The sequence below is a fragment of the Halobaculum sp. D14 genome (genome assembly GCF_051195135.1).
Lineage (GTDB): Archaea > Halobacteriota > Halobacteria > Halobacteriales > Haloferacaceae > JBNTKA01.
This window is the reverse complement of record NZ_JBNTKA010000001.1, coordinates 916,809-937,155: the sequence shown is the minus strand read 5'-3', so window position 1 is coordinate 937,155 and position 20,347 is coordinate 916,809. Positions and strand designations below refer to the sequence as shown.

The 20,347-nt window shown below is 70.1% G+C and carries 18 protein-coding genes and 1 pseudogene; 8 read left to right on the top strand and 11 right to left on the bottom strand.

Annotated elements, in window-relative coordinates:
- Window positions 1–2: 2 nt before the first annotated feature.
- The 4 genes from ACQUST_RS04880 to ACQUST_RS04865 form a co-directional block, all read right to left on the bottom strand.
- Entirely contained in the window at window positions 3–1,022 is a 1,020-nt protein-coding gene (locus tag ACQUST_RS04880) for an FAD-dependent monooxygenase (RefSeq protein WP_435125646.1), read from the bottom strand.
- A 30-nt stretch (window positions 1,023–1,052) separates the two neighbouring features.
- Window positions 1,053–2,228, bottom strand: a complete 1,176-nt coding sequence (locus ACQUST_RS04875) for an ABC transporter substrate-binding protein (protein WP_435125644.1) — start codon at window positions 2,226–2,228, stop codon at window positions 1,053–1,055.
- A gap of 113 nt (window positions 2,229–2,341) precedes the next feature.
- Window positions 2,342–3,193 carry a carotenoid biosynthesis protein gene (locus ACQUST_RS04870; RefSeq protein ID WP_435125641.1) on the bottom strand — a complete coding sequence of 284 codons (852 nt, stop codon included), beginning with the start codon at window positions 3,191–3,193 and terminating at the stop codon, window positions 2,342–2,344.
- A gap of 109 nt (window positions 3,194–3,302) precedes the next feature.
- A complete protein-coding gene (locus tag ACQUST_RS04865; protein ID WP_435125638.1) occupies window positions 3,303–4,160 on the bottom strand; it encodes an NAD+ synthase in 858 nt (285 codons plus the stop codon).
- A gap of 843 nt (window positions 4,161–5,003) precedes the next feature.
- Between ACQUST_RS04865 and ACQUST_RS04860 the strand changes: the two genes are divergently transcribed.
- The 4 genes from ACQUST_RS04860 to ACQUST_RS04845 all read left to right on the top strand — a co-directional run bounded on the left by ACQUST_RS04860 (window position 5,004) and on the right by ACQUST_RS04845 (window position 10,009).
- Window positions 5,004–7,811 carry a PKD domain-containing protein gene (locus tag ACQUST_RS04860; RefSeq protein ID WP_435125635.1) on the top strand — a complete coding sequence of 936 codons (2,808 nt, stop codon included), beginning with the start codon at window positions 5,004–5,006 and terminating at the stop codon, window positions 7,809–7,811.
- A gap of 2 nt (window positions 7,812–7,813) precedes the next feature.
- Window positions 7,814–8,818: a CARDB domain-containing protein gene (locus ACQUST_RS04855; RefSeq protein WP_435125632.1), complete on the top strand. Its 1,005-nt coding sequence runs from the start codon at window positions 7,814–7,816 to the stop codon at window positions 8,816–8,818.
- Window positions 8,811–9,530, top strand: coding sequence for a hypothetical protein (locus ACQUST_RS04850; protein ID WP_435125629.1), 720 nt, complete (start codon window positions 8,811–8,813; stop codon window positions 9,528–9,530). Before ACQUST_RS04855 ends, ACQUST_RS04850 begins: the two co-directional genes overlap by 8 nt.
- Before the next feature lie 83 nt (window positions 9,531–9,613).
- Entirely contained in the window at window positions 9,614–10,009 is a 396-nt protein-coding gene (locus ACQUST_RS04845; RefSeq protein ID WP_435125626.1) for a hypothetical protein, read from the top strand.
- A 51-nt stretch (window positions 10,010–10,060) separates the two neighbouring features.
- On the opposite strand, the gene ACQUST_RS04840 is transcribed toward ACQUST_RS04845, so the two are convergent.
- From ACQUST_RS04840 to ACQUST_RS04830, 3 genes are all read right to left on the bottom strand, one after another.
- A complete protein-coding gene (locus tag ACQUST_RS04840; protein WP_435125623.1) occupies window positions 10,061–10,720 on the bottom strand; it encodes a hypothetical protein in 660 nt (219 codons plus the stop codon).
- A complete protein-coding gene (locus tag ACQUST_RS04835; RefSeq protein WP_435125621.1) occupies window positions 10,717–11,970 on the bottom strand; it encodes an MFS transporter in 1,254 nt (417 codons plus the stop codon). Before ACQUST_RS04835 ends, ACQUST_RS04840 begins: the two co-directional genes overlap by 4 nt.
- Window positions 11,971–12,097: 127 nt before the next feature.
- The gene (locus ACQUST_RS04830) at window positions 12,098–12,418 is read right to left on the bottom strand and encodes a cupin domain-containing protein (protein WP_435125619.1); all 321 of its coding nucleotides are present in this window, start codon (window positions 12,416–12,418) and stop codon (window positions 12,098–12,100) included.
- A gap of 433 nt (window positions 12,419–12,851) precedes the next feature.
- Here ACQUST_RS04830 and ACQUST_RS04825 point away from each other — a divergent pair, with 433 nt between their 5' ends.
- A complete protein-coding gene (locus ACQUST_RS04825; protein WP_435125617.1) occupies window positions 12,852–13,331 on the top strand; it encodes a cupin domain-containing protein in 480 nt (159 codons plus the stop codon).
- A 27-nt stretch (window positions 13,332–13,358) separates the two neighbouring features.
- Here ACQUST_RS04825 and ACQUST_RS04820 read toward each other — a convergent pair whose 3' ends face one another.
- Entirely contained in the window at window positions 13,359–13,805 is a 447-nt protein-coding gene (locus tag ACQUST_RS04820; protein WP_435125614.1) for a universal stress protein, read from the bottom strand.
- A gap of 204 nt (window positions 13,806–14,009) precedes the next feature.
- On the opposite strand from ACQUST_RS04820, the pseudogene ACQUST_RS04815 reads away from it, so the two are divergent.
- A pseudogene (locus ACQUST_RS04815) lies at window positions 14,010–14,563 on the top strand (DoxX family membrane protein).
- Between the two features lie 66 nt (window positions 14,564–14,629).
- Here the strand turns inward: ACQUST_RS04815 and ACQUST_RS04810 are convergent.
- The 3 genes from ACQUST_RS04810 to ACQUST_RS04800 form a co-directional block, all read right to left on the bottom strand.
- Window positions 14,630–15,106 (bottom strand): response regulator, encoded by a 477-nt coding sequence (locus tag ACQUST_RS04810; RefSeq protein ID WP_435125611.1) that lies wholly within the window; start codon window positions 15,104–15,106, stop codon window positions 14,630–14,632.
- A complete protein-coding gene (locus ACQUST_RS04805) occupies window positions 15,103–17,427 on the bottom strand; it encodes a PAS domain-containing protein (protein ID WP_435125608.1) in 2,325 nt (774 codons plus the stop codon). The genes ACQUST_RS04810 and ACQUST_RS04805 overlap by 4 nt, the downstream gene beginning before the upstream one ends.
- A gap of 183 nt (window positions 17,428–17,610) precedes the next feature.
- A complete protein-coding gene (locus tag ACQUST_RS04800; protein ID WP_435125606.1) occupies window positions 17,611–18,672 on the bottom strand; it encodes a halocyanin domain-containing protein in 1,062 nt (353 codons plus the stop codon).
- 115 nt (window positions 18,673–18,787) lie between these two features.
- On the opposite strand from ACQUST_RS04800, the gene nirK reads away from it, so the two are divergent.
- Both nirK and ACQUST_RS04790 read left to right on the top strand, forming a co-directional pair.
- A complete protein-coding gene (gene nirK / locus ACQUST_RS04795; protein WP_435125603.1) occupies window positions 18,788–19,873 on the top strand; it encodes a copper-containing nitrite reductase in 1,086 nt (361 codons plus the stop codon).
- Between the two features lie 216 nt (window positions 19,874–20,089).
- Window positions 20,090–20,347: a hypothetical protein gene (locus ACQUST_RS04790; RefSeq protein WP_435125601.1), complete on the top strand. Its 258-nt coding sequence runs from the start codon at window positions 20,090–20,092 to the stop codon at window positions 20,345–20,347.

Below are 20,347 nucleotides of genomic sequence, written 5' to 3'. Positions count from 1 at the left end.
GCTCAGTCGGCGAGGTACTCCCGGATGGCGTCGTCGCCGACGACGTCCAGGACGCGCTCGGTGCCGAGGGTGTCGACGAGGCGCCGGAGGCCGCGCTCGGAGCGGGCGTCCGCTTCCTCGTCGGTGACGCGCGTGTCGAACGCCCGGTCGATGTACCGCTCGCGGAGTTCGACGTACCGCTCGTCGTCGAGCCCGTGGTCGTCGCCGGCCTCGTCGTCGTACCAGTCGCGCCACCGGTCGCGGTCGCTCCAGTCCCCGGCGAACTCCGCCTCGCTCCGGAGCCAGTCGTAGTGCGGGGCGACGCCGTCGGGGTAGCCCTGGTCTCGGCGGTGGTCGGCGATGAGGCCGCGGGCGACGTGCGCGCCGTTGCCGGCGGCGACGACCGCCTGCGCGCTCCGCTCGCCGGCCGGCGCAGCGACGAACAGCCCGTCGACCGGCGTCCCGCCGTCCGCGTCGGCGTACTCCCCGTCGAAGTGCTCGTGTACGTCGCCGTCGTGTTCGTGCCGCTCGAACGGGTCGTCGCCGACGACCGGGCGGAGGTACGAGCCGTCGTACCACGCCGCCGCGACGACGAACCGCGCCGCGACGCTGCGCCCCTCCTGCGTCTCCACGACGAACCTCGCGTCGTCGCCGTCGGTGTGCCGGACGGACTCGACCATGTCCGAGACGAGGTCGGCGCCGGCGTCCGCGACGTGCGCGGACAGCAGGTCCGAGAACGTCTCGACGTCGATGCCGGCCGGGAATCCGAGGTAGTTCTCCAGGTACGCACAGCGCGGGAGCGCCGCCGGGCCGCGGTCGAAGACGACCGTGTCGAGGCCGTACCGGGCGGTGAACACCGCCGCGGCGCTCCCGGTCGGGCCGCCGCCGACAACGACGACGTCGACGGCGCGGTCGGCGTCGCGGTCGGCGTCGGTTCCGGCGTCTGCGTCTACGTCGGCATCGGTTCCGGCGTCTGCGTCTACGTCGGCATCGGTTCCGGCGTCTGCGTCCACGTCGGCGTCGGTGCCGCCGTCTCCAGTCATCGTCGGACCTCACGGCTGCGGGCGGTCACGTCAGAACGACCCCGTGACGATGTCGTTCACGCGTCCGCGGTCGAACAGCTGCTCGCCGCCGAAGGCGTCGGGGTAGAGTCCCTGTGCGGCGCGTTCGAGTTGGAACAGGTGGATGATCGGGCCCTGGTAGGTGAGGCCGCCGTAGATGACGCGGTCGTTCTGGACGGCGGTGAGCTGGCTCGCGACGTCGTGGTTTTCGAGGTGAGAGACGACGTTCTTCTGGAAGTACTCGTCGGTGATTTCGCCCTGGATTCGGACGGCGATGGCGTCCGGGTCGATTTCGAGCAGCGTCTCGTAGTCGATGGTGCCGCCGCCGGCCTGCGCGTCGGTGACGCCGTGTTTCGCCAGCGCGTCGCCGACCCGGAGGTCGCGCCACTGCTTCGACTGGGTGCCCTCGCCGATGAGGTACGGGTAGAACGACTCCGGCGGGATGCTCGCCGGGTACAGCACGGCGACGTCGGGCGTCTCCGACGGGACGCGGGCGTCAACGTCCGCGAGCACCTCGTCGTGGTACGACGCGAACGCCTCGTAGCGCGCCCGCTCGTGGAACAGTTCGGCGAGCTTCTCGAACGCCTCGTACAGCGAGTAGTACCGGTAGTCGTGCCAGCCGTACACGTGTGAGAAGACCGTGTTGCCGAAGAACGGCGCGACGTTCTCGCGGACCTCGTCGACGTCGCTCTGGCTCCACTGGAGCCTGTTGATCATGAAGTTCGGGTCGATGACGTGGACGTCCGCGTCGAGTTCGTAGAACACCTCCTTCCCGGTGCTGCCCTGCCAGAGCTCCGTGAGCGCCGACTTGTCGACGGAGACGTCCGGGAGTTCGTTGTAGAGGTACGTGCCGAATCGGGCCTTGACGCCGATGGCTTCGAGGCCGTCGCTCTGCCCGAGCGCGACGCCCATGTCGGCCCAGTCGGCCGTGTACGGCACCCACGTCTCGGGGACTGCGTCGAACTCGACGGTACCGACCGGCTCCATCGAGACGGAGTACGGCGTCGACGCCGCGGTCTCCGTCGGCGTGCTCTGCGTCTCGGTCGGCGACTCGGTGGCCGTTTCGGTCGGCGTCGACGACTCGTCCGTCTGGCCGGAACAGCCGGCGAGGAGGCCGCCGACGCCGACTGCCGCGCTCGCTTCGAGGAACCGACGCCGCGTCGACTCCGACCGCGAATCTCGTGCCATGGTGATTAGGCCAGCCTAAACAGAGATAGTGCTTTCGGAATTTCGGCGAACCTAAATCGGGAGCGGTGAACCGTCTCCACGGAACGCCGGGTCAGACCCCGCGGAACGGCTCGTCAGTCGGACCGCGAACGCGTCCGCGTGACGAGCGACGACGGCAGCCGCCCGGCGTGGAGCGCAGCGGTGACGCCGAGCATCGCGAGGCTGACCGCGACCAGAACCGGCTCCGTCCGGAAGATTCCCAGCCCGAACAGCAGCGCCAGATAGAAGCCGTGATACAGCACCGGAACGCTGCCCACGAGCCGCGGAATCGGCCGGAAACTGAGGTCGTCCGTCGCGACGACGACACCGGAGAGCGCCAGCAGCCCGCCGAGCACCGCGACGCGACGCGGCGTCGTCGTCGCGCCCCACGTCCACAGCTGGAGGCCGGCGATGAGCCCCGCCAGCGCGGCGACCGCGCTCACGGACGCGCGAACCGCGGGCCGCCGAATCCGGTCGCGAAGGCCGACCCAGGCGGCGGTGAACAGGGCGGCGACGAGGAACCAGCCGAGGAAGTTGCCGAGCGGGACGCCGAACCAGACGCCCGGCGGCGTCCACGACCAGAAGCCGGCGCGGATGGCGACGGCGTCGATGGCGACGTCGACGTGGAGCGCGAACAGCCCGACGAAAAAGGGCCGGCGGGCCGGCGAGACGTCGAGGCGCTCTGCGGTCCGGTAGCCGGCGTACAGTATCGCGGCCCACCCGAACCCGATGACGAGCGGGACGTCCGCGACCGTCAACAGGAAGTCGTCGACCGGGTAGCGGTACCGGGCGAACCGGAGGATGACGAGCTGTTCGAGCGCGACGCCGTACGGCACCGCGAGCGCGAGGAACGCGAGCCGGTCGCGGGACGGATACGCGTCGACGAACGCGGCGGCGAGCGCTGTCAGCGACATCAGCAGATTCAGCGCGAAGAGCGGCCGTACCATACCCACGTGGCGCGGTCCGCCCGGCATCAAAGTGTGGATACGGCCCTAGACCGTCCGGCGAACCGTCTCACCGGACCGGCCTCAGCGGAGAGTCGATGTGAGAAGCCGGCTACCGACGGTGGCTCGGCAGGGACCGGTCGGCGACGGGGCCGCTCGACGGCGTCGGCTTCGGCCGGCGCTTGTGCCGGGTCTGCCGGACGGTTTCGACGATGTCCGCGACGGTGTCGTGGTCGACGGCCAGTTCGGCGGCGACGCGGTCGACGCTCCACTCGCGGTCGACGAGCGCCCGGAGCACCCGGTCGACGGTGTCGTACTCGACGCCGAGTTCGTCGCGGTCCGTCTGCCCGGCCCACAGCCCGGCGGTCGCCGGCTTCTCCACGATGTCGTCCGGGACGCCCAGTTCGCGGGCGAGCGCCCGGACTTCCACCTTGTACAGGTCGCCGAGCGGAAGGAAGTCCGTGCCGCCGTCGCCGTGTTTGGTGAAGTAGCCGAGCAGCCACTCCGTCCGGTTCGTCGTGCCGAGGACGAGCGACGACCGGACGTTCGCGACGAAGTACGCACACACCATCCGGAACCGGGCCGTCACGTTCCCGAGCGCGATTCGCTCCCCTCTGGTCTCCACCTCGCTGGATATCTGGTCGAGGAACTGGTTCAACAGCGGCTGGAGCTGCAGCGTGCTGTACTCGATACCGAGCGACTCCGCGACGACGAGCGCGTCCTGCTGCTCCGCGGCGGTTCCGAGGTTACAGGGAAGCAGCAGCCCGTAGACGTTCTCCTCGCCGAGCGCTTCGACCGCCAGCGTCGCCGCGACGGTGGAGTCGACGCCGCCGCTCATGTTCACCACGACCTCGGTCGCCCCGGCGCCGTCGACGTACTCCGCGACGAACGCCGTCAGGTGGTCCCGGAGCGACGCGACCTCGGCCGCGTCCGTCGCGAACCGCTCGCCGGCCGCCGCGGGCCGACTCATGACCCGCCCCGTTCGGCGAGCGGCTCGGAGCGCGTTTCCACACGACAGCGACCGGTCGAGAATGCGGCGTGCGTCAGCATTTGAACGTGTGAAACGACCGGACTGTTGGTGAAAAGTATTCCGCCCGAACACACCGGCATCCCTAATATTTCTATAACTCTTTGCATGGTCATCGCCGAGAATCACCGGAGTTTGGGGAAGAATCTCGTTTAAGTGACCGTTCGACGACAGAGAATCCGCGCAGCCGTCGCCGAGAACACCCGGCAGAACGCAGTTTTCGACAGATACGCGGGAAAACCACATATTCTCACCGTTATTTGACTCTCTCGTTCAATTTAGTTTCCGTCTATCCTAGTGTATTGACTGTTAATACGTCATTCCCGGAAAGATTTATGTGGCAAGTTGCCCAGACCTGGGTCGTCACGAGGTGATCAGAGTAACACACTACACGCGACACCTGCAAACGTCTTGGCCTTCAGCGACCTTCGGTAGGTTCGATGGGCGCCGACCGCACCATCCGTGACGGCGCCCACGCGAGCGGCGGCAGCAGCCTCCGGCACTGGCTGTGCTTTCTCATGGTTCGTTGGGCGGGCAACGGGTCGACCTACGCCCCACGCCGGGGTCTGCGGACCCCTGCCCCATCCCAATCTCTCGTTCGGCAGTCAGTGACACCGATACGAGTCGTCCACGGAGCGGTCGCTGACCCGACGACCCAGGAAACGACGGCCGGGCCGTCGTCGGTGAGGTCAACCGGGCCACCGCACCGTCGGCGCGACGCCGCCAGCCGCAGCAATTCTTTCCTCGATTACCAGCTACTTACCGCGTTCCTGTCTGTCGTTGGACATGGGCGGTCGTTTCAGCAGACGGATGTTTCTGGGGCTCGGCGCGTCGACGTCGCTGGCGCTCCGGGGGGCGGGCGTCGCCAGCGCCGCGTTCTCCGGAATCGACCAGGACTTCGAGTCGCTCAGCCCCGGCAGCTACCCGTCGGGGTGGACGAAGAACGGGGCGAACACACAGCAGGTCGTGGACGGCGTCGCACACAGCGGCGGCCGGTCGCTGAAAGTGAAAGGCGACCACGGCGGCTGCTGGCAGGCCATCGCGAACGCACCGCTCGGCGGCCACCCCGGGACCGACGCAATCCGGCTCACCGGGAGCATCAAGCCGGGCGCGTCGGGGTCGTTCGGCTGCCACGACAAGTACTACGGGCGGCTCCAGCTCCGAACGTCGGCGGGCGGGTGGTCCGACGGGTCACACCGGAACCTGCTCAGTTTCGACCGCGACGGCACCGTCTCAGGCGCCGGCGGCGTCGGCCTCGGGTCGTTCTCGCCGGGCGACTGGGTGACGTACGACGTCCGGTACGAGTACGACGGGCAGGGCACCGTCTCGCTCGAGTACAGCATCGACGGCGGGAGCGCCACCGGGTCGGCGACGGTCGACGCGCCGAACTGGGAGACCGACCTGTCGTATCTCGCGCTCCGCAGCGGCGACTTCACGGCGTACTGGGACAACCTCACGGTGAAGCGCGTCGGCGGCAGCAACCAGGTGCCGACGGCGGACTTCCAGTACGTCCCGGACGCCCCGACCGTCGACGACGACGTCGTGTTCGACGCCGCCGACGCGGGCGACCCGGATGGCTCCATCGCCGGGTACGCGTGGGACTTCGACGGCGACGGCGACTACGACGCCTCCGGCGAAACCGCGGTGCACAACTACGACGACGGCGGCGAGTACTCGGTCGCGCTCCGCGTCACCGACGACGACGGCGCCACCGACGTCGCGACCACGACCGTCCGGGTCGGCTCCGGGAACAGCGCGCCGACGGCGGAGTTCGAGTTCTCGCCGACCGACCCGGCCGCCGGCGAATCGGTGTCGTTCGACGCGTCGCCGTCGAGCGACCCGGACGGCTCCATCACGAGTTTCGACTGGGACCTCAACGGCGACGGCGACTACAACGTCGCCGGCGAAACCGTCCAGCGGACGTTCAGCGACGCCGGCGAGTACACCATCGGGCTCCGGGTGACCGACGGCAGCGGCGCCACCGACACGACGAGCCGGGTCGTCTCCGTGTCGACGCCGGAGAACGACGCGCCGACCGCCGACTTCGACGTCGCGACCGACAGCCCGACCGCGGGCGAGCCGGTGACGTTCGAGGCGACCGCCAGCGACCCGAACGGCTCCGTCGCCCGGTACCAGTGGGACCTCGACGGCGACGGCAACTACGAGGCGAGCGGAAGCACCGTCGAACACACCTACGGCGAGGCGGGCGAGTACGCCGTCCGGCTCCGCGTCACGGACGACGACGGCGCCACCGACGTCGTCGAGCGCGCCGTGTCGGTCGCGGAGCCGAAGAACAAGCCGCCGTCGGCGGTGTTCGACGTGTCGACGCCGAGCCCGCAGGTCGGCGAAACGGTGCGGTTCGACGCGGCCGCCAGCAGCGACCCGAACGGCAGCATCGAGCGGTACCGGTGGGACCTCACCGGCGACGGCAGCCGCGACGCGACCGGGGAGACGGTCGAGTTCACCTACCAGGAGACCGGGGAGTACACGGTGTCGCTCACAGTCGTCGACGACGACGGCGCCACGGCGACTTCGCGCGGCACCGTCACGGTCTCGGAGAGCCCGTTCACGTCGCTCAAGCAGGCGCATCTGAAGACGGCGAAGCGCGTCGAGGACCTGTCGGTGACGAACTTCGACGTGACCGCGAAGGCGAAATCGGCGAACGAGGGGTTCACGGCGGCGGTCGAGCGCGGCGACCTGAAGCGGGACGTCGCCGTGCAGGCGATCAGGCGGCTCGACTACGGGCTCAGCGTCACCGAGGACGCGCTCGAACACGTCGGCCCGGGGAAAGAGCTGTCCGCGAACCAGGTCGACCTGACACAGGAGATGGCGCGGCCGACCATCAGCACCTCGCTCGAACTGCTGTTGACGGTCGTCTCCATCACGAAGAAGGTCGCGAAGGGCGTCGGTATCGGGACGAAGGCCGTGCTGGCTACCGCGAAGTCGAAGGCGACGGACGCCGTCAAAACGATTCTGAAGGGCATGCTGGGCCGCGCGGTCGACGCGATGGCCGAGATCGACTACGAGGCGAACACCATCGTCGGGAAAATCATCGACGGGACGCTCGACACGGTGGAGGCGGTGAACGAAGCCGTCGAGGAGGCGAGCGACCGGCTCGCGAACCAGGTCGGGAAGTCGCTGCAGCGGTACGACGAGGTCGGCATGTCGACCGGTATCGCGACGATGACCGGGACGTTCGTCGGCTCGACAGCCGGGTCGCTGTACGCCGGCGTGCTGTTCCTGTACGAGTTCCTGTCGCCCGACCGCGTCGTGAAAAACGGGCTGCGCGGGGACACGAACGCCGCGACGTCCGCGGCGAACCAGGCCGGCATGTCCATCGCGAGCGAGGCCGAAGACACGCAGGGGCTGATTCAGGACGCCAAGGAGTTCGGCCAGTCGTTCAGCCTGACGCAGGCCGTCTTCGACCTGTGGAACGACCCGAACCTGTGGAACGTCGCGAAAACCATCGGCTCGGTCGTCCTGTTCGTCGCCGGCGGCGTCGTCAACGCGTTCGCGACGGGCGCCGGCATCGGCGCGCTCATCAAGATCAACACGACGCACCACCTCGGGCTGTTCGACGTCATACGGGGGTGACCATGCAGGAAACACACACCGACGTCCCGGCGCTGTTCGAGGAGTTCCGGGACGCGCTGGCGCGTGAGGACCTGCCCGCCGCGGTCGAAGCCGCCGTCCGCATCGACGACGCGGAGGCGTCGGTCGACTCGCTACTGACTGACTTCGTGACCGCGGTCGACAACGGCGAAACCCAGCTTGCGCGGACGATTCTCGGCCAGATTGCAGAGACGTACGAGCGGGGCGGCGAGGAGTTCGAAGCGAAGGTGCAGCGGGCGATGGCGGCGGTCGAACAGGGAACGCTGACCGAGTCCGAGCGAGAGCAGCTGCTGCAGTTCACGCGGAACGCCGCCCAGACGAACCTCAGCCGGACCGGCTTCCTCGTGGAGGCGGTGAGTTTCTTCGAGGGCGACGAGGGCGAGTCGTCGCTGGTCGAGACGACGAAGCGGGTGAAGCAGGCCGAACAGAACATCGACAGCGCCTCGGAGGCCGCGACGTCGACCGCGTCGAACGCCGACATCACGGCGTCGCCGGGGCTGCTCGGAAGCAGCGCGCCCGACGAACTCACGCAGGGGACGAGCGTCACGCTGACCGTCACCGTCGGCAACGTCGGTGACGCGGAGAGCGGCCCGTTGTCGCTCGCCGTCTCCACCGAGGACGGCCTCGAACCCGGGCAGTCGTCGTACGGCGTCGGTCCGCTCGCCGGCGGTGCGCGCAGGCGGCTCGACGTGGAGCTGACGGGGCGGTCGGCCGGCACGCACAGTGTGACGCTGTCGCTGCAGGCGGACAGGTCGACCGTGGAGTCGCTGAACGAGTCGTTCACGGTGAAAGAGACGGCCGACACGGTCCGGGAGGCCATCGTCGGCAGCGACGGCGGCGCGCTGGACGCGACCGACGTCCGGAACGCAATCAGCTACTGGGCGGACGACAGCCCGGTGCCCGGCACCGGCGGAAAGACCGTCGACACCGAGACGATCCAGCGGCTCGTGACCGAGTGGGTCGACGCGAACGGAGGCGGCGATGCGTAGCCGCGGCGACGCGGACCGGGGACGCGCGTGGCTGGTCGCGGCGGTGGCCGTCGCGGCGGTGCTGGCCGTTCCGCTCGGCGCGGCGGCCGGGACGGCGAGCGCGCAGTCGTCCGGGCTGACGGCGTCGCTGAACCCGGTGCGCGACACCATCGCGCCAGGCGAGACCGTCCAGGTCGGCGTCACCGTGAAGAACGTCGGCGACGCGCAGAGCCCCGCGCCGGTGTTCGACCTCGGCGAGCTGCCCGCCGGGTGGAGCGTCGCGTCGTGGGCCGGTACGGACGCGACCTACCGGAGCTCCACGCACGAGTGGCTCTGGACCACGCTCGACGCCGGCGAGGTGAAGAAGTTCACCGTTACGCTGGCCGTCTCTATGGACGTCAGTGGCGAGGCCACAATCACGGCGACGCTCACCGACGGCGACGACCGGCGCGCCACCGCGCAAGCCACGGTCACGGCCCGCGGCGACCCGGTGACCGCGACCGCGTCGCCGACGCCGACGGCGCAGCCGACGACCGGGTCGGGCGGCGAGACCGCGGCCGCGACGCCGACGCCCGCCGACACGGCGACGGCGACGGGCGGCGACGGCGGACGGCCCGGCCTGAGCGACGTTCGGACAGCGGTCCGCAGCCCCGGCTTCGGCGCCGCGCCGACGGCAGCCGCTGTCGCGGCGGTCGCGCTGGCGCTTCTCGGCCGCCGGCGCTCGCGGCGGTAACTGTCGTTCCGCCCGCCGGTTCCGGGGCCGGCGGCGGTGTTCCAGCCGGTGGAAATATCACGTCGCTGTGAGACGGGGCGGCCATGAGTGGCTCTCTCGTGGACCGGATATGGGACGACGTCTCGGCGCGGGTCGGCGACGACCTCAGAGCCGTCACTCGCTACGACGTCGACGGCTACGAGACCCGAAAGCGGGGCGACGTGGAGCCGCAGTACAGCGACAGGGAGAAACGGGAGATGATAGACGACACCATCGTCACGCAGCTGAACCTCGCGGACACCGAAACCGCGTTCAAGGCCGGCGAACTGCACGCGCTCGTCCGGGTGTTCGACGAGGCCTGGGTGGTGTCGTGGACCGACCGCCTCCCGAAGAAGTCCGGCGTCATGGTGTCGATTCAGCGCGGCAGCGACGCGACGATGGCCGACGTCGAGTGGGTCGTCGACTACCTCGAAACCGGCGGCGACGGACTGTTCGACTAATCGAGGCCGAGCCGACAGCGACCCGCCGGCCAGTGCCCGGTCGCTCGGCGGCTACGCCGCGAGGGCGACGACGGCGACGCCGACCCAGAGGACCCCGATTCCGCACTCCGTCAGCACGACGAGGTCCGCGATGGAGCCGAGTTCGTACCACGCCTGCCCGTCGGTTCTGTACGCGCCGTCGCCGGTTCGGCTGAGCCGCTTGAACTTCGAGTCGTTGCTGCGGAGCAGGTGGCCGTCGACGCGCGCGGCGAAGTCCTCGATCTCGCTCCGGCGGTCCCACGCGGCGTCCCGTCCCTGCCGGTAGCGCGCCGACCAGTTGCCGAGCAGGAAGAACAGGAACGCGCCGAGCAGCGACACCGCCAGCAGTTCGCGGTGCCGGCCGTTCCAGTAGAGTCCGTTCGCGACGTCGAGCAGCAGCCCGAACAGGGCCAGCGAGACGTAAAACGACTGAATCAGCAGCGTCTCCTTGTTCCGGGCGTCGTCGCCGGCGCTCTCGTAGTCGGCGAGCAGCAGGTCCCGGCTCCACTCCGTCCGCAGCGACTCCGCTACCGCCGCCTCGTCGTAGTCGGCGTAGTTGACGCTCCAGTCTTCGGTGAACGGCGGCCTGTTCCCGCCAGGTGCTTCGGCTCCGCTCTCGCCGGCCGCTGCACTGTCCGCTCCGTCTCCCGATTCGCCGGCGCCGCCGTCAGCCCCAGTCTCCTCGTCGGTCATATCCGGCGGTTGCGGCAAGCGCCCAAAAGGCTACACGTCGCTCGAGTCGTCACGGCTACGCCGCGTTCACAGGTCGAACCAGCGTACCGCGACGACGAGGCCGACGGCGGTGAGCGCGAGGCCGTAGCCGAACGCCGCCGTGTACGACCCGGTCGCCTGGATGGCTTCGCCGGCGAGCAGCGGCGCGGTGAACGCGCCGAACAGGCCGACGTGGTGAGCAGCGCGACCGCGGTCGTGACGTGGTCGTCGTCGACGGTCGCCGGGACGACGCCGTAGAAGACGCCGAGGCTGAGCTGGACGAAGTAGCCGCCGACCAGGAGGAACCCCGCGAGCAGCAGGTACGTCGACGACAGCATGACGCCGGTGAGCGCCACGCCGGAGGCGACGAGCGACACCACGACGACGGGGCGGGCGCGGCCCGCGAACAGCCGGTCGGTGACGACGCCGCCGCTGGCGCGGGACGCCGCGCCGAGCAGCGGGAACAGCGCGGTGAGCGCGCCGCTCTCGGCGAGCGACAGCGTCAGCCGGCTGTTCAGGTACGTCGGCACCCAGCTGTTGACGAACAGGTACAGCGAGTACGAGACGAATCCGAGGAGGCAGACGAGCAGCACCGACCGGTTCCGGGCGACGGCGGCGAACTCGCCGGCCGACGGGAGTTCGCCGCTGCCGCCGCGTTCGAGGTCGGCGGGCCAGAACGCCGCGACGCCGACGGTGGCCGGGACCAGTAGCAGCGGATACACGAGGAAGACTGCCTGCGGGGCGAACGCGGTGGCGATGGCGGGGCCGGTGACGTGGCCGAGCGCGAACCCGACCGGGCCGCTCGCGGTGTACAGGCCGGTCGCTGTCGCCGCGTTCCGGAACTGGCCGACCGCGGTGAGGCCGGTGTTCCACAGCAGCACGAACCCGAAGCCGGCGACGGCCCGCGACCACAGCACCGGCCAGTAGGCGCCGCGCGCCGCGAAGTACCAGCTCACGGCGCCGCCGACCACGAAGACGGCGGTGGCGAGCGCGACGCTTCCCAGTACCCCGAACCGGTCGACGATGGCGCCCGCCGGCAGGCTCCCGACGACGGCCACGCCGAGCATCACGCTCACGAGCCAGCTTACCTGGACCGGCGTCGCGCCGAGCTGGTCGGCCAACAGCGGCGCCGTGCTCGACGGAACGATTTCGTAGGCGCCCGCCGCGACCGACGTACAGAGGATGCTCACGACCAGTCCGGGGTGCTCACCGAGCGACGGCTTGGCGTCCATCGAGATGCGTGCCTCGTCGGCGCGTCGTGGTGCGGATACAAGAAAGTAGCCGGGCGGCCGCCGCCGAATCAGGCGGTGCTTGCTGGTTTCTCGCCTCGGTACGACGCGCGAGGCGAGCGGGGGCGGTTCAGGGCGCGCCGGCGATGACGAACGTGCTCTCGGCGTCGCCGTTGTGAATCTGCCGCTCGTCGGCCGGGTCGACGCGGAGCGCGTCGCCGGCCTCCATCTCGACGTCGTCGCCCTCGACGGTGACCGTGGCGGCGCCGTCGACGAGCACGTACACCTCCTCCTGGCCGTCGTCGGCGTGGTCGTGCGCCATCCCCTCCCAGCCCGGGTCGCACTCCAGCACGCTCACGCCGAGGTTCTCACAGTCCAGCGCCTCCCGCAGGAAGTGCAGTCCACCGCCCACGGCGTCGACGTCCTCGTAGTTGACCGTCGCGTACGACATGCATCCGGGTTCGACGGCCGCACCCAAAGGTGCTTTCCTCGCGGTCACGGGGTCAGCGGCGAGTCTGCCGTCGGGTCGGCGTCGTCGGCCGTTCAGAACGGTGATGGGCGCCAGCCACTGCCCACGAAAGCGCAGGTGGTGTTGGGTGCCGCTTCCGAGAGACGGTGGTGATGCGTGGCTGGCGGCCTGCCGGCCGGGTGCCATTCGGACGTGTCGCTCCGATCCGACCGACGACCGACTGATATGATTCCCGGATGAAAAGGTTTGGGTGACAATATGTTCAGCGTGAGAGGCCGTCGGTACTCCGGCGTCGACGCCCCCAACGACCCGAGTTCCGCGAAGCGACTCGGAGTCCGTCGCCGGCGACGAGTCGGGTCCGGCGGCCGGCGCGCCGCCCCTCAACGCATTTGTCGGAGGACGCACATTCGGAGGCATGGAAACCGTCGACATCGACGCCGTGGCGCCGACGCCGACCAAGACGGGGGTACAGCGACGGACGCTCACCGACCCGCTGGCGGCGGCGAACCTCGCCGTCAACCACTACCTGCTCGCGCCGGACGACCGCCTCTCCAGCGGACTGCACGCCCACACGGACCAGGAGGAGGTGTTCGTCGTCGTCGAGGGGTCGGTGGCGTTCGAGACGCCCGACGGAACCGTGACGGTCGGGGGCGGCGAGGCGGTCCGGTTCGCGCCCGGCGAGTACCAGTCCGGCCGGAACGCCGCCGACCGCGACGCAGTCGTGCTCGCCGTCGGCGCGCCGCGGGACGGCGGCGAAATACGGGTGCCGCGGGTCTGCCCCGACTGCGGCCACGACGGCATGCGGCCCGAAGCGGACGCGGACGGCGACGCGTACCTCACCTGTCCGGACTGCGGCGTCGAGGAACTGAGTCCCCCGCCGCGCGGCCAGTGGTGACGCCGCCGGGGTGCGCGAACAGCGGCGCTACTCGGAGCGGCTCCGGTCGCGAGTCGAGTCGACCGGCACCGTGAGCACCTGGACGGGGGCGGCCCGGACGACGCGCTCGGTCGTGCTGCCGAGGTGGACCAGCCGGTCGAGACCGCTGCGGCCGTGCGTCCCCATCACGACGAGGTCGGCGCCGTAGTCCGCGACCGCGTCGACGATTTCGCGGTGCGGGACGCCGCGCCGCAGGTGTTTCTCGACGGCGACGCCGCGCTCTGCGGCGAGGTCGCCGACGGCGTCGAGCGCGCGCTCGCCGTCGCGTTCGGCTCCCTCGACGGCGGCGTCGTACTCGGCGGCGACGAACCGTTCGTCCACGACGTACACCGCGTGCGCCGCGGCGTCGAACCGGGCGGCGACGTCGAGGCCGACCGCGACGGCCTCGTTCGACGCCTCGCTGCCGTCCGTCGGGAGGAGGACGCTCGCGTACATCGGCCGACTGTTGGGCGCGGACACCAAAACCGTAGCGCCGCCCGGGTTTCGCGGCGAATCCGGCGGTCGACGGGGAACTTCGGCGTCCGCGGCGACCCCGGCGTCGACACGGTAATCCGGCGCCGACGCGGACGGAGTGACGAAACGCAGCGCCGTCGTGGCCGGCGAACATCTTTAACTTCGTTTCGGACCCGACGGCACGGTATGTCCTCACAGGAGGTCCAGCTTCGGAGCACGGTCGGCGGATTCACGGCGAACGGGAAACTGCACACGCTCAGCGTCTGGTTCATCCTCGCGCTTCGGCTGATGATGGGGCTCGCGTTCCTGCAGAGCGGCCTCGACAAGATTCTCTCCGGCGAGTTCAGCGCGAAGGGCTACCTGACGGGCGCGGTGCCCGCCAGCGGCAGCCCCGCGGCGGACCTGTTCGTCGCGATGGGGAACACGCCGTGGTTCGTCGACTTCGTGAACGTCGCGGTGCCGTGGGGCGAACTGCTCATCGGCCTCGGGCTGCTCGTCGGAGCGCTCGCCCGGTCGCCGCCTTCTGGGGCGCGTTCATGATGCTCATGTTCTACCTCGGGAACTGGGACGTCGCTCACGGCTACATCAACGGCGACTTCGCGTACATGCTCGTGTTCCTCTCGGTCGCCGCCTTCGGAGCCGGCCGCATCCTCGGGCTCGACCAGTACATCGAGCAGTACGAACTCGACGGGCAGGCGCTCGTCGACCGCTACCCGTGGACGCGCTACTTCCTCGGGTAGCGCCGGACGCGTTCGTCTCGGGAGCACGGGAACCGCGTCACTGAGCGTCGACGCTTCGTCAGCGACTCACTGTTCGGCGGCCGTTCCGTGGCCGCCGTGGTCGGGGAGGCGGACGAGCGACAGCCAGAACCGTTCGAGCGACCGGACGTTCTCGATGAACTCGTCGGGGTCGGCCGGCTTCGTCAGGTAGGCGTTCGCGCTGTGCTCGTACGACGACAGCACGTCCTCGTCGGCGGTCGAACTCGTCAGAATCGTCACCGGAACGTAGTCGATTTCGGGGTGTTCGCGGACTTCCCGAAGCACCTCGTCGCCGTTCTTCCGCGGGAGGTTCAAATCGAGGATGACGAGGTCCGGCCGCGGGGCGTCGGCGTGGTCGCCGCGCCGGTGGAGGAAGTCGAGCGCGTCGACGCCGTCGCCGACGACGTGGAGCGTCGCGTCGACGTCGCCGCCGTCGAACGCCTCCTCGACGAGCCTGACGTCGCCGGGGTTGTCCTCGACCAGCAGCACGTCCGCTCCGCCGTCGCCGCGTCGCCGGTCGGTCATCGGTCCCCCTCGGCCGGCAGCGTGAACCGGAACGTCGACCCGTCGCCGGGCGTGGAGTCGACCCAGATGTCGCCGCCGTGCCGCTCGACGATGCGTTCACACAGCGCGAGGCCGATGCCGGTGCCGCCGTGCTCGTCGGGGCCGTGGAGCCGCTCGAACACCTCGAAGACGCTGTCGGTGTCGGCCGCGTCGATGCCGACGCCGTCGTCGCTGACCGAGACGACCCAGTCGTCGCCGTCGCGCTCGGCGGCGACGTGGACGGACGGCGGCCCCTCCCCGCTGTACGTGACGGCGTTGTCGAGCAGGTTCTGGAACAGCTGCCGGAGCTGCCCCGGGTCGGCGGTGACCGTGGGGAGCGACTCCGCCGTGACGTCCGCGTCCGCCTCCGAAATCTTCACCTCCAGGTTCGCGCGGGCGTCCTCCAGCGGGTCGTTCAGGTCGACCGGCTCGAACGGGTCGCCGCGGGAGTCGACGCGGGAGTACTCCAGCAGGCCGTCGATCATGTCGCGCATCCGGTCGGCGCCGTCGACGGCGAACTCGATGAACTCCCGGCCGTCCTCGTCGAGTTCGTCGGCGTACCGCCGCTCGACCAACTGGAGGTAGCTCGACACCATGCGCAGCGGCTCCTGCAGGTCGTGGGAGGCCGCGTACGCGAACTGTTCGAGCCGCTCGTTCGACTCCTCCAGCTGCTCGACGAGCGTTTCGAGCCGCTGTTGGCGTTCGACCTGCTCGGTGATGTCCTGCGCCATCGTCATCCCGGCGAACACGTCGCCGTGTTCGTCCGTAATCGGCACGACGTGGACGACCCACTCGCGGCCCTCGTAGGCGAGTTCGACCGACTCCTCCGCGCCGTCGAGCGCCGCCTCGAACGCCGGGACGAGCGCGTCGGCGGTGGCTTCGTCCCAGACGTCCCTGACGTGTTCGCCCTCGGCGTCCGCCGGGTCTACCGGGATGGAGTCGAACGCCTGCCCGGCCGCCAGCGTGTAGTTCAGGTCCTCGTCGAACAGCGTGACGAGCCCGTTCGGGAAGTACTCCGCGAGCGCCCGGTAGCGCCGCTCGGACTCCTCGAGCCGCCGCTCGTACTGCCGGCGCTCGGTGACGTCGCGGTCGGAGACGATGACGGAGACGACGTCGCCGTCGTCGTTCGTCACCGGCCGGAACACGCCGTTGATGTAGCGGCGCTCGTCCGGCTGGCCGATCGGGGTCTCGAAGTCGACGTACTCGCCGTCGGCGGCGCGCTCCACCCACTCGCGGACGTCAGCCCGCACGTCCGCGTCGTCGCCCCACCACGGCGTCTCCCAGAACGGCTCGCCGGTGACGTCGTCGAGGTCGGCGTCGATGTACTCCATCGCGGTCTGGTTGATGTCGAGCACCGTGCCGTCGGTGCCGAGCAGGCCGACGAGGATGTTCGGGTCCTCGAAGATGGCGGTGAAGCGCCGCTCGGTCCGCCGGAGCTCCCGTTCGCGCTCCTTCCTGTCGGTGACGTCGCGGAAGTACACCGACAGCCCGGTTCCGGAGGGGTACGCGCGGACCTCGAACCACGCGTTCAGCGGCTCCGGGTAGTACTCCTCGAACGACACGGTCTCCTGGCGGTACATCGCGGCCTCGTACTTCGATTCGAACTTCCGGCCGACGGCCGCCGGGAACTGCTCCCAGACCTCGGTGCCGACGAGCGACTCGCCCTCCGGCGCGATGAGTTCGCGGGCGCGGTCGTTCAGGTACGTGAACCGCCAGTCGTCGTCGAGCGCGAAGAAGGCGTCCGAGATGCGGCCGTACACCTCCTCGCGCCGGCGCTGGACGCGGTGGTTCTCGACGGCGGAGGCGAGCACGTTAGCGACGCTCTGGACGAAGTTGGCGTCGTCGTCGGTGAACTCGCGCCGGTCGGTCGTGTGCGTCCCGAGGACGCCCCACGGGTCGTCCGTCGAGCCGATGACGACGCTGATGCCGCTGACGACGTCGTGGTCGGTGAGAAGGTCCGGCCCGGAGAACCGCGGTTCGGCGGCGAGGTCGTCGACGATGACCGGCGCTTCGGCGGCCAGCGTGTAGCCGGCCTGCGAGTCGCGGTCCGTCGGCACCGTCGCGCCGCCGACGACGCCGTCGCGCCACCCGACGCCGTGCCGCAACACCAGTTCGTTGCCGTCCGGCAGCAGCTCCAGCACCTTCGCGTACTCGTTGTCCAGCGTCTCCGCGACCGCCGCCACCGCGTCCCGCATCAGCCCGTCGAGGTCGTCGGTCTCGAGCGCCTGCTGTCCGAGTTCGGCGACGACTTCCTGCTGACGGATTCTGGCGCGGAGCGCCGCGTCGCTGGACGACGAGTCCATGCTACCTCGAACCCGGGGGGCCTGCCGTAAAACGTCTCGGTCCCGTACCCAGGTTTTATTCAGATGGAGCGGCGGGAAACGAGAATCGAGCGACTTCGGCGTTCTCTCGCGTCGCCTGAACGCCGGCAACGACGGCGCGGCCGCCCGGGAATCCCGGCACTCGGGGGCCGGGTCGATTCCGGCTTAGCGGCGGCGGTCTCCGCCGCGGCGGCCGCGCGCCCAGAGGAACGCGCCGAACGCCAGCGGCGAGAGCAGCGCCGCGCCGACGCCGCCGGCGACCGCGAGGCTGCTCGTCGACACCTCGTAGACGCCCTCGTAGAGGTCGCCGACGACGACGGCGCCTCTCATCCCCTTCTCCGCGTGCGGCTCGCAGGCGTAGGTGCTGACGCCGACGCCGTCGAAGACGAGGCCGAACTCGCCGGTGGACTGCGACGGGCTGGCGTACTCGCCGTCGGTGGCCGCGAACCCGTGCGGGCCGTCGTCGCCGACCCACTCCCAGATGACGCGCGTCCCCGGGTCGACGTTGACCGCGGGCGGCGAGAACGCGAAGCCGCCGCCGTTCCCCTGCGCGCCAACCTCGATGCGGACCTCGTCGCGGCCGCGCATGTCGACGGTGCCCTCGAAGTTGTCGACGTCGTCGAACCAGTCGCCGTAGTCGGGTTCGCGGTCGACGTACTCGAAGACCGGCTCCGGTTCGGGGGTCGGCGTCGGCGTCGACACCGCGACGTCGACGTCGCCGACGACGACGGCGCCTTTCATCCCCATCGCCTTGTGCGGCGCGCACGCGTACAGGGAGACGCCCGCGGCGTCGAAGACGTGTTCGAACGTCGCGCCGGCGTCGCCGACGAACGGGCTCTCGTAGGCGCCGTCCTCGGCGACGACGTTGTGGCTGCCGCCGTCGCCGGTCCACTCCCAGACGACGGTCGTTCCGGGGTCGACGCGGACGGCGGCGGGGCCGAACGCGAAGCCGCCGCCGTTCCCCTGTGCGCCCACGGCGACCGTGACGGTGTCGGCGCCGCGCTCGTCGGCGACGCCGTCGAAGTTCGAGACGTTCGAGAACCACGCGGTGAGGTCCGTCGTCTCCTGTGCGGCGGCCGGCCGGGCCGCGCCGAGCGCGACGCCGCTGGCCGCCAGCAGCGCCGTCCCCTGCAGGAAGCCGCGACGGCCGACGCCGGCGGATTCGGCGTCGCGGTCGGCGGTTCGGACAGCGTCGTCGTCGTCGCGGACAGCGGGAGTAGTGCTCATACGAGCGGCTACGCGGCCCCGACCGATAACCACTGAAGCCGTTTCTTAGCCGGTGAGAACCGGGTTTCCGATATATCCCCTCGGGCCGCATACCACCAGTTGGAGACGACCACTCATGACGTACACAACGACGCGGCGACGGGTGTTGCAGGCTGCCGGACTCGGCGGAACCATGGCGTTAGCCGGCTGTACGGTCGGGACGCCCCCGAGCAACGACGTCGACACGTCGCCGGTGCAGCTGACGACCGCGGCGGAACTCGGCGAGGCGAAGCCCGTCGACGTCGACCGGGTCGCCGCGGACCCGCGGGACGTCCCCGCGCCCATCACGCGGAAGACGCCCGCCACCGTCGAGGTGGAACTCGAAACGCTCGAAGTCACCGCCGAGGTCGAACCCGGCGTCACCTTCACGTACATGACGTTCAACGGCCAGATTCCGGGCCCGTTCATCCGGACCCGCGTCGGCGACACCGTCGACCTCACCATCCGGAACGCCGAGGGGAACTCGATGGCGCACAACGTGGACTTCCACGCGTGCCGCGGCCCGGGCGGCGGCGCCGAGGCGACGCTCGTCGCGCCCGGCGAGGAGAAGCGGCTGCAGTTCGAGGTGACGTACCCCGGCGCGTTCATCTACCACTGCGCCGTCGCGAACGTCGACTACCACATCAGCTCCGGCATGTTCGGGCTCATCCTCGTCGAGCCGGAGGAGGGGCTGCCGCCGGTCGACCACGAGTTCTACCTCGGCCAGCACGAGCTGTACACGAACGGCGACACCGGCCAGAAGGGCCACCACGAGTTCGACTTCGCCCGGATGGCGATGGAGGACCCGACGTACGTCCTGATGAACGGCGAGAAGTACGCCATCACGCCGGACAACTACGCCGAGATGACCGTCAAGACCGGCGAGACGGCCCGGGTGTTCTACGGCGTCGGCGGCCCGAACCTGTTCAGCAGCTTCCACGCCATCGGCAGCGTCTGGGACGAGGTGTGGGAGCAGGGCGCGCTCGCGAGCGACCCGATGCGGTACGTCCAGACGACGCCGGTGCTCCCCGGGAGCGCCTGCGTCGCGACGATGTCGTTCCCGGTGCCCGGCGACTTCAAACTCGTCGACCACGCGCTCTCGCGCGTCGCCCGGAAGGGCGCGCTCGCCATCGTGCGCGCGGAGGGCCCCGAGAACACCGACGTGTTCGACCCCCAGGAGTAGGTCGAAGCGGCGCTGAAGTCGGCGGGGCGTCGGTTCTCCGCCGACGCCGGTGACTGCTGGGAGCCGCACCGCTGCGTTTCGCGAACCGTACCGCTGCTTCGGTGAATCCACCCTCGGCTTCGGCTGACCGGCCGGTGAAGCGTTCTTCAGTAAACCGCCGGACAGAAGTATCGTTCAGATTACCTATTTGGTGTGGCGGCGTCCACGTTCAGCCGCATGAGACAGTCCGCTGCACCCGGCCGCGCCGTCCCGAACCCCGACGGGTCGCTGGCCGCCGCGTTCGCGCTGACCTGCATCGTCCCGGCGCTGCTCGTCGCCGCGTCCTACCCCGTCCCTACCGCCGCGTGCCTCGCCGGCGCCGCCGCGGCGACCGCGCTGACGAAGCTGCGGAGTCGACGCGGGGCGCCCGCGGCCGACACGCGGTCGCTGACGGCTCGATGGCGACGCGGACCGCGCCCGCACGTCGACTCCTGA